Annotated in this window: 12 protein-coding genes; 9 read left to right on the plus strand and 3 right to left on the minus strand. The window is 60.3% G+C overall.

Translation table 11 applies throughout. The features are described from left to right. Positions 1-48: 48 nt before the first annotated feature. On the minus strand, positions 49-258 hold the full coding sequence (locus tag ATO10_RS04990; RefSeq protein WP_035248854.1) for a SlyX family protein: 210 nt from the start codon (positions 256-258) through the stop codon (positions 49-51). A gap of 123 nt (positions 259-381) precedes the next feature. On the opposite strand from ATO10_RS04990, the gene hisS reads away from it, so the two are divergent. Genes hisS through hisG form a run of 3 tightly spaced genes read left to right on the plus strand, consistent with a single transcriptional unit; the run spans position 382 to position 3,651 of the window. Then, positions 382-1,866: a histidine--tRNA ligase gene (hisS, locus tag ATO10_RS04995; RefSeq protein WP_035248856.1), complete on the plus strand. Its 1,485-nt coding sequence runs from the start codon at positions 382-384 to the stop codon at positions 1,864-1,866. Then, positions 1,856-2,956, plus strand: coding sequence for an ATP phosphoribosyltransferase regulatory subunit (locus ATO10_RS05000; RefSeq protein ID WP_035248858.1), 1,101 nt, complete (start codon positions 1,856-1,858; stop codon positions 2,954-2,956). The genes hisS and ATO10_RS05000 overlap by 11 nt, the downstream gene beginning before the upstream one ends. Continuing rightward, positions 2,953-3,651: an ATP phosphoribosyltransferase gene (gene hisG, locus ATO10_RS05005; protein WP_035248861.1), complete on the plus strand. Its 699-nt coding sequence runs from the start codon at positions 2,953-2,955 to the stop codon at positions 3,649-3,651. The genes ATO10_RS05000 and hisG overlap by 4 nt, the downstream gene beginning before the upstream one ends. A 66-nt stretch (positions 3,652-3,717) precedes the next feature. On the opposite strand, the gene ATO10_RS05010 is transcribed toward hisG, so the two are convergent. Then, positions 3,718-4,155 (minus strand): DUF1489 family protein, encoded by a 438-nt coding sequence (locus ATO10_RS05010; RefSeq protein WP_035249246.1) that lies wholly within the window; start codon positions 4,153-4,155, stop codon positions 3,718-3,720. 105 nt (positions 4,156-4,260) lie between these two features. Between ATO10_RS05010 and ATO10_RS05015 the strand changes: the two genes are divergently transcribed. After that, entirely contained in the window at positions 4,261-6,525 is a 2,265-nt protein-coding gene (locus ATO10_RS05015; protein ID WP_035248862.1) for an adenosylcobalamin-dependent ribonucleoside-diphosphate reductase, read from the plus strand. On the opposite strand, the gene ATO10_RS05020 is transcribed toward ATO10_RS05015, so the two are convergent. Beyond that, positions 6,522-7,634 (minus strand): THUMP domain-containing class I SAM-dependent RNA methyltransferase, encoded by a 1,113-nt coding sequence (locus tag ATO10_RS05020; protein ID WP_035248864.1) that lies wholly within the window; start codon positions 7,632-7,634, stop codon positions 6,522-6,524. The two genes, ATO10_RS05015 and ATO10_RS05020, sit on opposite strands and share 4 nt — an antisense overlap. Positions 7,635-7,812: 178 nt before the next feature. Here ATO10_RS05020 and ATO10_RS05025 point away from each other — a divergent pair, with 178 nt between their 5' ends. The 5 genes from ATO10_RS05025 to ATO10_RS05050 all read left to right on the plus strand — a co-directional run bounded on the left by ATO10_RS05025 (position 7,813) and on the right by ATO10_RS05050 (position 12,945). After that, on the plus strand, positions 7,813-8,739 hold the full coding sequence (locus ATO10_RS05025; protein ID WP_051597956.1) for a lipid A-modifier LpxR family protein: 927 nt from the start codon (positions 7,813-7,815) through the stop codon (positions 8,737-8,739). Between the two features lie 86 nt (positions 8,740-8,825). Next, positions 8,826-9,896, plus strand: a complete 1,071-nt coding sequence (locus ATO10_RS05030; RefSeq protein WP_035248866.1) for a Hint domain-containing protein — start codon at positions 8,826-8,828, stop codon at positions 9,894-9,896. Between the two features lie 187 nt (positions 9,897-10,083). Further along, positions 10,084-10,704 carry a 30S ribosomal protein S4 gene (gene rpsD, locus ATO10_RS05035; protein ID WP_035248869.1) on the plus strand — a complete coding sequence of 207 codons (621 nt, stop codon included), beginning with the start codon at positions 10,084-10,086 and terminating at the stop codon, positions 10,702-10,704. Between the two features lie 172 nt (positions 10,705-10,876). Next, positions 10,877-12,010, plus strand: coding sequence for a hypothetical protein (locus tag ATO10_RS05040; protein WP_035248871.1), 1,134 nt, complete (start codon positions 10,877-10,879; stop codon positions 12,008-12,010). Positions 12,011-12,411: 401 nt separating this feature from the next. Then, entirely contained in the window at positions 12,412-12,945 is a 534-nt protein-coding gene (locus ATO10_RS05050; RefSeq protein ID WP_035248877.1) for a TIGR00645 family protein, read from the plus strand. Positions 12,946-13,003: the final 58 nt, after the last annotated feature.

Below are 13,003 nucleotides of genomic sequence, written 5' to 3' on the forward strand. Positions count from 1 at the left end.
GGGCGCAAGAGATGTCTCGGCGCCCCTATGGCGCCTCGGGTGGGTGGCTCACCAGTGGGGCGGTTTTTGATCGGCCAAGGGCACGGAGGCGCCGTCGGTCAGTTCGCGTTCGGCCTCGCGCTCCTTCAGCATCCGTACGCGGTTGGTCAGGCGGGCGATTTCATCCGCCTGTTGGGCGACGATATCGGAAAGGTCCTCGGTCGTGGCGATCAGTTCAGCCACGCGGGTTTCCAGTTTTGTCAGGCGGTCGTCGCTCATGGAGGGCTCCGTTGGTTGATTGCGGCGGTTTAGCGCGAAATGGGGGCGAATGGCCAGCCGACCTTGCCCCGGCTGCCCCCATCCGCTATGCCGCGCGCGACACTGCAACCTATGGATAGCATGATGGCCAAGGACAAAAAGCCCCGGCGCCCCAAGGCGGTGACCCCGAAAGGGTTCCGCGATTACTTTGGGGTGGATGTGACAGAGCGCAAAGCGATGCTCGACACGATTGCCGAGGTGTATCATCGTCATGGCTTTGATCCGCTGGAAACCTCGGCCGTTGAAACGGTTGAGGCGCTGGGCAAGTTCCTGCCCGATGTGGATCGCCCGAACGCTGGTGTGTTCGCCTGGCAGGAGGAAGATGACGGCGATTGGCTGGCGCTGCGTTATGATATGACGGCGCCTTTGGCGCGGGTCGCGGCACAGTTCCGCAATGATTTGCCCAGCCCGTATCGCCGTTATGCGATGGGCCCGGTTTGGCGCAATGAAAAGCCGGGGCCGGGGCGGTTTCGCCAGTTTTATCAGTGTGATGCCGATACGGTTGGTTCGGCAAGCGTGGCCGCGGACGCCGAGATTTGCGGCATGCTGGCTGACACGCTGGAGGCCGTTGGTATTCCGCGTGGTGACTACATCGTGCGCGTCAACAACCGCAAGGTTTTGAACGGCGTTCTGGAGACCATGGGTCTGAGCGATGACGCCGCCCGCGACGACGTTTTGCGCACCATCGACAAGTTCGACAAAGTCGGCGCCGACGGCGTGCGCCAGTTGCTAGGCAAGGGGCGCTTGGATGCCTCGGGCGCGTATATCGACGGTGTGGGCCTGTCGGACGATCAGGCAGAGCCGGTGATTGCTTTCCTGACGTCGAAAGCCGACACCGCTGCGCAGACGTTCGAAAACCTGCGCGCGGCTGTAGGCGAATCCAAAGTGGGCGCCGAGGGCATTGCCGAGCTGGAAACCATCGCTGAGCTTTTGGCTGCTCAGGGATTTGGCCCGGACCGGGTTGAGATCGACCCCAGCGTTGTGCGCGGGCTTGGCTATTACACCGGCCCGGTGTTTGAGGCCGAGCTGACCTTTGAAATCAAAGATGAAAAGGGTCGTCCGCGCCAGTTTGGCTCGGTCGCCGGGGGGGGGCGCTATGACGATCTGGTCAAGCGTTTCACCGGGCAAGCCGTGCCGGCCACCGGCGTCTCAATCGGGGTCGATCGCTTGTTGGCCGCGCTGCGCGCCAAGGGCCGCATGGGCGGGTCTGAGCAAGGCCCCGTTGTGGTCACGGTGATGGATAAAACCCGCATGGCAGACTATCAGGCCATGGCGGCCGAGCTGCGCGCAGCCGGTATCCGGGCCGAGGTTTACCTGGGCAACCCCAAGAACTTCGGCAACCAGTTGAAGTACGCGGACAAGCGTCAGTCACCCGTCGCGGTCATTCAAGGCAGCGACGAGGCCGAGCGCGGTGTGGTGCAGGTCAAGGATCTGGTGCTGGGCGCCAAGATTGCCCAAAGCGCCAGCCTTGAGGAATGGAAATCCCAGCCCGCCCAGTTCGAAGTGTCGCGCGCCGATATGGTCGCCCGCATCCGCGCCATCATCGAAGGCGAAAACGATGCGGTTTGACGCTGAAATTCGCGCCCAATCGGAACGGCTGTTTAAGTTCTTCCAAGGCGCCGGGGCGCTGCCTGTCGAAACCGACATGCTGCAACCCGCCGACACGCTGCTGGACCTCTATGGCGAGGACATCCGCGCCCGAGCTTACGTGACCTCGGATCCCCTGCGTGGTGAGGTCATGCTGCGCCCCGATTTCACCGTGCCCGTGGTGCGGATGCATCTGGACGAGGGCGCCGATCAGGGCCGCTATACCTATATGGGCAAGGTGTTCCGCCAACAGGAACACGAACAGGGTCGCCCCAATGAGTACTTTCAGGTGGGCTATGAGCAGTTCGGCGACGCCGACCGCGAACAGGCGGATGCCGATGTGTTCGCGCTGTTTGACGAGGTGCTCTCGCCGCTGGGCCTGCGCGCCGCGACCGGCGACATGGGCATTTTGCTGGCGGCGGTGGACGGGCTTTCGACCACCGACAAACGCAAGGCCGCGCTGCGCCGCCACTTGTGGCGACCGCGCCGGTTCCGCGCGCTGATTGACCGGTTCGGCGGGCGCAGTCCTGCGCCGGCCAGTCGTCAAAACCTGCTGGCGCAGGTTGCAGAACAGGGCGTTGACGCGGTGCTTGCCGCCAATGGTCCCGCGATTGGGCTGCGCAGTCAGGCCGAAGTCGCCGCGCGCATTGAGGCCCTGCAAGAAGATGCCGCCGCCGCAGCGTTGTCGCAGACGGAACTTGAAATCCTCGATCAAATTCTTGGCCTGCGCGAAACCGCACCCAACGCGCTGGAACAGCTGCGCGATATTGCGGTGGATATGCCCGCGATTGCCGATGCTGTTGAGCGGCTTGAAAAACGTCTGGCCGCGCTTGGCGCGCGGGGGGTCGATGTCGATAATCTGGATTTCGAGGCCAGCTATGGCCGCACCACGATGGAATATTACGATGGGTTCGTGTTTGGGTTCTACAACGAGACCCGGCTCGATTTGCCGCCTGTCGCCAGTGGCGGGCGCTATGATGCGCTGACCGGCGTATTGGGGCAGGCCATGCCTGCCGTCGGCGGGGTCGTGCGCCCGGCCGAGGTCCTGTTGCTGACCAAGGGGGGCAAGTGATGCTGAAACTTGGTGTGCCCTCCAAAGGCCGGCTGATGGAAAAAACCTTTCAGTGGTTCGCCGACCGTGATGTCAGCCTGCGCCGTACCGGCTCAGACCGCGAATATGCCGGGGCCGTCGACGGGGTTGACGGGATCGAACTGGTGCTGCTGTCTGCCGGGGAAATCCCGCGCGAACTGGCGGCAGGGCGTATTCATCTGGGCGTTACGGGCTCGGACCTTGTGCGCGAAAAAATCGCCGATTGGGATGACAAGCTCCGCGCACTTTCGCCGATGGGCTTTGGCCATGCCGATCTGATCATCGCCGTGCCCAAGTGCTGGGCCGATGTCGATACGCTGGACGATCTGGATGCGGCTTCGGCTGCGTTCCGCGCGCAGCACGGTTTCCGTCTGCGGATCGCCACCAAATACCACCGTCTGGTGCGCGAGTTCTTGCGCGACGCTGGCGTGGCAGATTACCAGCTGGTTGACAGCCAAGGCGCGACCGAAGGCACCGTCAAAAACCTGACCGCCGAGGCCATCGCCGATATCACCTCAACCGGGGAAACCCTGCGCGCCAACCATCTGAAGATCCTGTCGGACGGTAGCATTCACCAATCGCAGGCTACGCTGTTTAGGGGCCGCCGCACCGGCTGGAGCGACGAGATGCGCGCCAGCTATGATGCGCTGATCGCCAAGTTGGACATCAGCCTGTAAGCGCATCGCGTATGCATGGATTGTGCATGCGTTGTGCATGACTTGTGTATGGCGGTTTTTGCGCCGTCAGATGACCCCGATGTCGGCCAACGCGGCCGACAGTTCTGGGGGCAAAACATCCTCTGACGCGCGCGATTGCGGCAGGTCAGCAGGGGCGTCTTGGGGCGTTAGGTAGCGCCAGCCCTGAAACGCGCGGCGCGGTGCGGGTTGGGTGCGAATGACATCATCACCCAGCACGATGGCGCAGCGGCGGATGCCGTCCTCGCCCCGGACCTCTTGCAGGTCCAGAACGGTTTGGCGGGCCTGCACCACGCCTTTGATCACCCAGTAAATCGACCCGCCATTCAGCAATTCATCGCTGCGTTTGGGCCACATGCGTGTGACGTGGCGGGTCGGCGTGCCGGGAAATTGCGCGCGCCGATGGGCCTGCCAGGCGATCAGGTCTTCGACCTTTTCTACGCCGACACAGAGTTTCACGAGATTGATTTTGTCACTTTTGCCCATGCGCTGATGATAGTGCACCCGCAATTGGCGGCAACTATATCTTGCGCGAAATCCAGTAAAATTCTATTGTGGTAGCCCTTGAATTTTGCTGCCAGGGAAGCTGCCATGACCCGTTTCACCGCTCCGATCGCTGAACAGATCTGGGATATGAAATACCGCCTGAAAGAGGCAGACGGGACCGCCATTGACCTGACGGTCGAAGACAGCTGGCGCCGGATCGCCCGTGCCCTGGCCGAGGTTGAGAGAAGCCCAAGTGATTGGGAAGGCAAATTTTATTCCGCGCTTGAGGATTTCAAATTTCTGCCCGCAGGTCGGATTACCGCCGGGGCGGGGACAGCGCGCTCGGTGACGTTGTTCAACTGTTTTGTCATGGGCACCGTGCCCGACAATATGGGCGGCATCTTTGACATGCTGAAAGAGGCCGCGCTGACGATGCAGCAAGGCGGCGGCATCGGATACGATTTCAGCACCATCCGTCCGCGCGGCGCCGATGTGAAAGGCGTGGCGGCAGATGCCTCGGGGCCTTTGTCTTTCATGGATGTCTGGGACGCGATGTGCCGCACCATCATGTCGGCCGGTTCGCGCCGCGGCGCGATGATGGCGACGATGCGCTGTGACCACCCGGATATCGAGGCCTTCATCACCGCCAAGGAAGACCCGGCGCGGCTGCGCAACTTCAACCTGTCGGTGCTGGTCACCGATCCGTTCATGGAGGCCGTCAAGGCGGATGGCCCATGGGAGCTGATCTTTGACGGCAAGATTTATCATACGGTGCAGGCCCGTGATCTGTGGAACAAGATCATGCGCGCGACCTATGACTATGCCGAGCCGGGGGTGATTTTCATCGACCGGATCAACGCGATGAACAACCTGAACTATTGCGAGACCATCGCGGCCACCAACCCGTGTGGCGAGCAGCCTTTGCCGCCCTATGGCGCGTGTTTGCTGGGCTCGATCAACCTTGCTCGTCTGGTTAAAGACCCGTTTGAGGGCGGGGCTGATCTGGACGAGGATCAGCTGGATGATCTGGTCGCCACCGCGGTGCGGATGATGGACAACGTGGTGGATGCCAGCCGCTTCCCGCTGGAGGCACAAGCACAAGAAGCTCAAGCCAAACGGCGGATTGGTTTGGGCGTGACGGGCTTGGCGGATGCGTTGCTGATGGTCGGCATGCGGTACGGTTCAGAGGAAGCGGCGCGTCAGACCGAGCGCTGGCTGCAACGGATCGCCCGCGCCGCCTATCTGGCGTCGGTGGACTTGGCCAAGGAGAAGGGCGCCTTTCCGCTGTTCGATGCGGATCAGTTCCTGGCGTCGGGGCATATGGGCGATATGGATGATGACGTCCGGGCGTCAATTGCCAAGCACGGGGTGCGCAACGCCTTGCTGACCTCGATCGCACCGACGGGCACGATCAGTCTTTATGCGGGCAATGTCAGCAGCGGGATCGAGCCGGTCTTTGCCTATTCTTACACCCGTAAGGTTCTGCAAAAAGATGGCTCGCGCACGGAAGAAGAGGTGGTCGATTACGCCGTTCAGATGTGGCGTGAAAAGTTTGGCGACAAAGACCTGCCGGACTATTTTGTGAACGCCCAAACGCTGGCGCCTTTGGATCACGTGCGCATGCAGGCTGCGGCGCAAAAGTGGATCGACAGTTCGATTTCCAAGACCATCAACTGCCCCGAGGACATCAGTTTTGAAGCCTTCAAGGACGTCTATATGGAGGCTTATGAGACCGGCTGTAAGGGCTGCACGACCTATCGCCCGAACGATGTGACAGGCTCGGTTTTGAGTGTGTCTGAAGAAACCGAAAAGGCGCCTGAGGTCGATAGTGGTGCGGATGTGGTTTATATCAGCGAGCCGCTGGACCGCCCGCAAGCCCTTGAAGGCAATACCTATAAGCTGAAATGGCCCGACAGCGAGCATGCGATTTACATCACCGTCAATGACGTGGTGATCAACGGCCATCGTCGCCCGTTTGAGGTGTTCATCAACTCGAAGAACATGGAACATTTCGCCTGGACGGTGGCGCTGACGCGGATGATTTCAGCGGTGTTCCGGCGCGGCGGCGATGTGTCGTTTGTGGTCGAAGAGCTGAAGGCGGTGTTTGACCCGCGCGGTGGCGCGTGGATGCAGGGCAAGTATATCCCGTCGATTCTGGCGGCGATTGGCGGCGTGATTGAGCGCCATCTGGTCACCATCGGCTTTATCGAAGGCGAGGGTATGGGCCTGAAGGCTGACCCGCAGGCCGAGGCCATGGCAGTGGGGGAACGCCCGCGCGGCCCTGCCTGCCCCAGCTGTGGCGAGTTTGGCATGAAGATGGTCGAGGGCTGCATGACCTGCCCCAGCTGCGGTCATTCAAAGTGCGGCTAAAGCGGTGCGGTCTGGTATAGCTTGATCCTAAGGCCACCATGCGGGATTGGCGGGCCTGGGGGCTTGAAAGCCAGCCCCGTGGCGCGGGCCAGCCCGGCCTCGGATGTGACGATGCCCACCCGCCAGCCTTTGAACCGTTCCTGCAGGGTTTTGCCCAATGCGCCGTAGAGCGCGTAGAGCAGTTTCTTATTCCCGATCCGACCACCATAGGGCGGGTTGACGATGACCAGACCGGGTGGCCCTTCGGGGCGTGGTCGGTCACTGATGGCGAAGTGATCAAACTGTGTGATGTCGGTCAAACCGGCGCGCGCGGCATTGGCGCCGCAACGGTGCACGGCGCCGGTGTCACGGTCTGATCCATAGAACCGCAGATCGGTGTGGCGGGGTGTGGTTTGCGCTTTCATCGCATCCCACGCGCCTTGGTCAAAGCTGGCGAAGCTTTCAAATGCAAAACTGCGGCTTCGCCCGGGCAAAAGACCCATCGCGATCTCGGCGGCCTCTAACACGAAGGTGCCTGAACCGCACATGGGGTCCAACACCGGCTCTGTCCCCTCATAGCCGCATTGATGCAGAAAAGCGGCGGCCAGATTTTCGCGCATGGGCGCTTTGCCGATCTCTTGCTTGTGGCCGCGTTTGTGCAAAGGCTCACCCGAGGTGTCCAGACTGAAGGTGCATAGGTCATCTTCAATCCGGGTCATCAGGCGCAGGGGGGCCTCCGGGTCGATTTGGAGACCCGCGCTTTCGCGCAGGGCGGTCTCGATGCGCTGCTTGGCGGCGCGGTCGTGATAGATGCGCGAGCGTTTGCAGGTGACCTCGACCTTGACGGGCAGGTCGGGCGACAATATTTGCGCCCAGCCAAATTTACGCGCGCGTTTGTCAAGCTGCGCCAAGTGCATAGCGCGAAAACCGCCGATGCGGGCCAGCACCCGGTTGGGGGTGCGCAAAGTCAGGTTGGCGCGCCAGACATCCGGCCAGCTTCCCATGAACGATACGCCGCCGGCCACGGTTTTGGGCGCCGCAAAGCCCAGAGCGCGGGCTTCGTGCTGCACCACGCTTTCCAGCCCCGGCGTGGCGGCAAGGAAAATTTCAAACTCTGGCTGTTCGCTCATTGCGGTTGCTTAGCCGGAAAAACACCCCGCTTCGACCACTTTCTGGCCAAAACTTCCCGCCAAAGTCCCCCAAGGAAGCAAAATAAGGCTGCAAGGGTATTTCTGCGCTTGGCGAGATTCGCGCGATTCGGTATCTTGCGGCCAAAGAGCAGACGAACAAAAACGATCGGGGACAGGCATGAAAGCGGCCAATTGGGCAGCGCTGGGTTTGGCGTGCGGGCTGGCGATGGCAGGGTTGCCAGCGCAGGCGCAAGAGCGACAGACCTTGGGCTGGGGCACTATCTTTAACAACGACTTTCTGGGGGATGGCGAAGATCGCTGGCTGACGGATTCCTACACCGTTTCGATGGTGCGCGGGTACAGCTGGGGCGGCGGTCAGCCCGAGGGGTTCGGCGATGTGATCGAATATCGCTTTCGCAGTGCGATTTACACGCCCGAGAGCCTGACCGCACCGGTCGCGCCCCCCAATGACCGCCGCTATGCGGGCGTGCTATCCTTTGGCGCACATACCCATTTTGCACGCGGCTTGGTGGATTACACCGTTGGCGGTGATCTGGTCTTGGTTGGCCCTCAGACCGGCCTTTCTGGTTTTCAGGAATGGACCCATGAACTGCTTGGCGCGGATGATCCCAGCGTGGCGGCGGCCAATCAGTTGCCCAACGACATTTTCCCCACTGCCACCGTTTCTGCCACGATGCCCCTGCCGATGGGCGCTGTGGTCGAAGCCCGTCCCTTTGTCGAGGCACAGGCCGGGGTGGAAACCTTTGTGCGGGTCGGCAGCGATCTGATCTTTGGCGGGTTTGACGGCGGCAACCTGTTGATCCGCGATGCAGCTACCGGCCACCTTTACAGCGGCACCTATGATGGTGCCACAGGCACCTCTTTCGTGCTGGGCGGGGATATCGCCTATGTGTCGCACAGCAACCTTCTGCCTGCCTCGGATGGCTATACGCTCAGCGATCACCGCTCGCGTCTGCGGGCCGGGATCAACTGGCAGGGTGAAAAGCTGGGCTTGTTTTACGGGGTGACCTGGATGAGCAAAGAATTTGATCAGCAGCGCGATGAACAGGTTGTAGGCACAGTGAATGTGCGGCTGAATTTTTGACTCTCAAAACAATCAAACGCTTTGCAACTTTAACAACGCGTGTTAACCTGCCGGTAATAAAAAAGAATTGAGGCAGGCTTATAGGTATGAAAACGGGCTATCGCGGCACGTTTGTCATTCCTTGGGCGCAAACAGAAGTAGACGGGGTGCGGGCGGCGCCCGTTGATGTGCTGAAAGTTGGCGCATCTTGGCGGCGCGTTGGTCAGGCCATGCGGCTTGATGGGCCGGGCGACCTTGTCACGTTAGGTGGCGCCGAAGGAGAGGCAGACCTTCGCAAACGGGCAGCACGCACGGTGCATCGACTTGTCGGTGCAGCACTGGACCCTTCCAGATCCATCGACGATCCGGCCAGCGATCTTTTGTTTGATCGCGGGTTCGTGGTGACTGATGGGGCGCAAAGTTACACCGCAACTGAAATCAGTACGGGTGCCGGGCGCCCGCCACTGTTGATGTTTATCGACGAATTACCAGCAGAGGGAACGCAGATGTGGGTCGTGCGCGAAATTTCTGATCATTCCGCGAAACCGCAAGCTGATGACGGGCAGGGTGGCGTGATCTGCTTTGCCGCGGGAACGCTGATTGATACGCCCGAGGGGCGCCGCCGGGTCGAAGACCTGCGTGAAGGTGACAAATTGCACACCAAAGATGACGGTGTGCAAGAAGTGCTGTGGGCCGGTTCGCGCCGGATGTCCGGCGCGCGCCTGTACGCCATGCCCCATATGCGCCCGATCCGTATTCGTGCCGGGGCCTTGGGCCAGGACCGTCCTGAACCTGATCTTATCGTCTCGCCTCAGCACCGCATGCTGATCAAGGGCCGTGCTGCCGAGATGCTGTTTCAGACGCCCGAAGTGCTGGTCGCGGCGCAAGATTTGCTTAACGACCGCTCTATTCTGGTGGATCACACACTGCGCGAAGTCTCGTATGTGCATATCATGCTTGAGCGACATCAGGTGGTCTGGGCAAACGGGATTGAAACCGAAAGCTTCCATCCGGGGAACACCTCGTTGGATACGGTGTTGCCGGATCAACGATCGCGGCTTCTGGAGCAATGCCCCGGTGTCGACGCTGACCCATTCAGCTATGGCGATTTCGCCCGTCGCAACCTGTCCACATCCGAAGCCGCCATTTTGCAGCACGAAGGCGGGTTGCGTCAGTAATCCGTTTTTCGTTCCCGGTGCTTGACTCTGTTCCGGGACGATGACAATAAGCGCCACCCGGTCTGAAAAGGCCGGGTATTTCATTGGTGTTGGTGGCCCTCGCAAGGGGATGCCTGTCGGGCTTCGGCCAAAGGACAACGCCCTTCATAGCTGCCATCGGGCAGCGCCCTAACGAAGGAGATCAGCCGTGACCAAACGCACGTCTGCCAAGTACAAAATTGACCGCCGCATGGGCGAAAACATCTGGGGTCGCCCCAAGTCGCCCGTCAACCGCCGCGAATATGGCCCCGGCCAGCACGGCCAGCGCCGCAAGGGCAAACTGTCGGACTTCGGTATCCAGTTGCGCGCCAAGCAGAAGCTGAAAGGCTACTACGGCGACCTGACCGAAAAACAGTTCCGCCGCATCTATGGCGAAGCCGAGCGTGTTAAAGGCGATACCGGTGAAAACCTGATCGGTCTGCTGGAAAGCCGTCTGGACGCTGTTGTTTACCGCGCCAAGTTTGTGCCCACCGTTTTTGCGGCCCGTCAGTTCGTGAACCACGGCCATGTTCTGGTCAACGGTAAGCGCGTGAACATCCCCTCGTACCGCGTTCAGGAAGGCGACGTGGTTGAGGTGCGTGATCGTTCCAAGCAACTGGCCGTTCTGCTGGAAGCCGTTCAGCTGGCCGAGCGCGATGTGCCTGACTACATCGAAGCTGACCACAGCAAAATGACCGCCACCTTCACCCGCACCCCCGGCCTGTCGGACGTGCCTTACCCGGTGATGATGGAACCCAACCTGGTGGTGGAATTCTACGCGAAGAACTAATCTTCGCCGCACCTGTCAAGTTTACGGAAAACCCGCCCTTTGTGGCGGGTTTTTTGTTGGTTGCGTTTGGCAGCCTCGCGCGCCCGCCCGCCGTATAGTCGACGCAAGACCGGGAAATTGATAGGCTGGTCTTGCCCGGCTCTTTCGGTCAGGACGACGCGCAGGATCTGCCATGGTCAGAATGCTTTTCTTTTCAGTCATAGCCGTGCTGGTGATGTCCGGCACTGCCTTGGTCGGGCAAGAGGTGCATATCGTAGCCGTGGGAAAAGGGCAGCCACCCGATGACTTGTATGCGCTGCCCGAGGCCCATGTTCTGGTTGATCGCCCGGGTCAGAATGTCAGCCTGATCCTGCTTGGAGGCGGGCCGCTGCGGTGGAAGGTGGAAACCACCCCGGATACGTTTGTCGACGGCATATTCATGGGCGGGCGTGTCTCAAGAGACAGCGAAGTGCTGTTGTCAGGAATCCCGATGATTGGTACCCGCATGCCCGATCTGCCTTTGGTATATCGACCGGTTGGGAAAGATTTTCGCGCCATGGTCGAACAGCTCACGCAGGACTTGGCGACCCATCGCATTCACAGCTTTCAAAGCCAGCACGTGTTCCGCGGTGCGCCCATGACAATTGATCAGGTCGATCTGTTGACACCGGCATTCGGTCGCAACCCCCTAAGCGCGCATGTGGGCGCCACCAAGGATTTGCCGGTTGAATTGAAGCATTGGCTTGAAACCGGTGCCGCGGAGGGCAGCTGGGAGGTGGTGTTTGATCCGTCTGGCTTTACGCTCGGCAACGGCTCGGGGGCCACACGGTTTCCGGTTCCCGAAAGCATGCCAGATATCTTACTTCCCGTTCAAGGCACCTACGATCCCCAGTCGCAGACGCTTTTTGGGGTCACCTACGGTGGCGAAGGGGTCATTTACGCGGTCGATACCCTGTCGGGCGATTGGTCAATCATCGCCGGTCTGGACGGGTATGATGCAGCGACGCTGCATTTCGACGCGCGCGATCAGGTTTTAGTCCTGACCGGGGCGTTTTCGCGCCCGGGCGAGATCAAGATCGTTGGCCTGGACGGCTCCAAAGCAACCACCATGATCCCAATTACGTCCTTTCCGGGCCTGACGGACCTGTTTGATTTTGGCAATGAATACGGCCCACCCCTGACGCCCCTGATGTATCGCGATGGGTGGCTGTTGCTGGAGGCCTTGGGGACAGAGCAGAGCCGTTACCCGCACACAGGCCCTTACCGGCTGTATGCGGTTGAGATCGAGACCGGAGACGTCCGGCTTCTGCGTTATCGCGACGATTGAGGTGCGATCCGTTGACATGTGCGGGGGGCAATTTCAGGTAGGCGTATCGACGGGATTTTGCCGTACCGCCCGGAACGTGCATCTATGTCGCATCACGCATGATTTCGGAGAACCCGCCCTTTGTGGCAGGTTTTTCTGATTGGGGCTGGCGGAACGGGCTCAGGTCCTGAAAAGTTGCCGGGCACGCAGAACACAGCCTGTGTAAGCGCGGCCGCCAAAGGCCAGATGCGCGCAACCAATAATGAAACCGTAGGCCCGGGCCGGGAGAATGCCCTGCGAAACAGGCTTTGTCACACCCTGAAACTTTCTGCGTTCGCAACACAGTGCCGCATTGCGGCGCGGCCTGCTATTTTTTAAGACAGGACCGCAACGCAGAGCGGGACATACAGGAGACGCAGCAAATGGCCGATAAATCGGGTTTGGAACGCAGTTTTGAGCAAACTCTGTTTGGCTCGCGCTGGTTGATGGCACCGATGTATCTGGGGCTGGTGGTCAGCCTTGGTATGCTGACGATCGTTTTCTGCCGCGAGCTGCTTTATTACGCCCCGCAGGTGCTTAGCATGACCGCCGACAAGGCGATCCTTGTGGTACTGACCCTGATTGACCTGACACTGGCCGCCAATCTTTTGGTGATTGTGTTGTTTTCTGGCTACGAAAACTTCGTGTCGAAACTGGACATCGATGATGGCGGGGACCGCCCCAGCTGGATGGGCACGGTCGATTTTGGCGGGCTGAAGATGAAGCTGATTGCGTCTATCGTCGCGATCTCGGCCATCCATTTGCTTAAGCAATTCATGGAGATCGGCAAGAACGGCTCCCCGGTCCAAGAGGTCGAACTAAAATGGATGGTTGTCATCCATATGGTCTTCGTTGCCTCGGGTGTGCTTATGGCCGCCATGGATTGGATGACAGCCCGATCCGCCAAGAAATACTAAGGGTTCACAGCCTTTTCCCCTTTGCATCTGGTCTTGCCCTGCTTGGGGGGCTAGAACC

The organism is Actibacterium atlanticum, assembly GCF_000671395.1.
In the GTDB taxonomy this organism is placed as follows: domain Bacteria; phylum Pseudomonadota; class Alphaproteobacteria; order Rhodobacterales; family Rhodobacteraceae; genus Actibacterium_D; species Actibacterium_D atlanticum.

Excerpts from the sequence above, each read along its gene's own strand:
- ATO10_RS04990 (WP_035248854.1), bottom strand. The coding sequence starts at position 258 with ATGAGCGACGACCGCCTGACAAAACTGGAAACCCGCGTGGCTGAACTG.
- hisS (WP_035248856.1), top strand. The coding sequence starts at position 382 with ATGGCCAAGGACAAAAAGCCCCGGCGCCCCAAGGCGGTGACCCCGAAA.
- ATO10_RS05000 (WP_035248858.1), top strand. The coding sequence starts at position 1,856 with ATGCGGTTTGACGCTGAAATTCGCGCCCAATCGGAACGGCTGTTTAAG.
- ATO10_RS05010 (WP_035249246.1), bottom strand. The coding sequence starts at position 4,155 with ATGGGCAAAAGTGACAAAATCAATCTCGTGAAACTCTGTGTCGGCGTA.
- ATO10_RS05015 (WP_035248862.1), top strand. The coding sequence starts at position 4,261 with ATGACCCGTTTCACCGCTCCGATCGCTGAACAGATCTGGGATATGAAA.
- ATO10_RS05020 (WP_035248864.1), bottom strand. The coding sequence starts at position 7,634 with ATGAGCGAACAGCCAGAGTTTGAAATTTTCCTTGCCGCCACGCCGGGG.
- ATO10_RS05025 (WP_051597956.1), top strand. The coding sequence starts at position 7,813 with ATGAAAGCGGCCAATTGGGCAGCGCTGGGTTTGGCGTGCGGGCTGGCG.
- ATO10_RS05030 (WP_035248866.1), top strand. The coding sequence starts at position 8,826 with ATGAAAACGGGCTATCGCGGCACGTTTGTCATTCCTTGGGCGCAAACA.
- ATO10_RS05040 (WP_035248871.1), top strand. The coding sequence starts at position 10,877 with ATGGTCAGAATGCTTTTCTTTTCAGTCATAGCCGTGCTGGTGATGTCC.
- ATO10_RS05050 (WP_035248877.1), top strand. The coding sequence starts at position 12,412 with ATGGCCGATAAATCGGGTTTGGAACGCAGTTTTGAGCAAACTCTGTTT.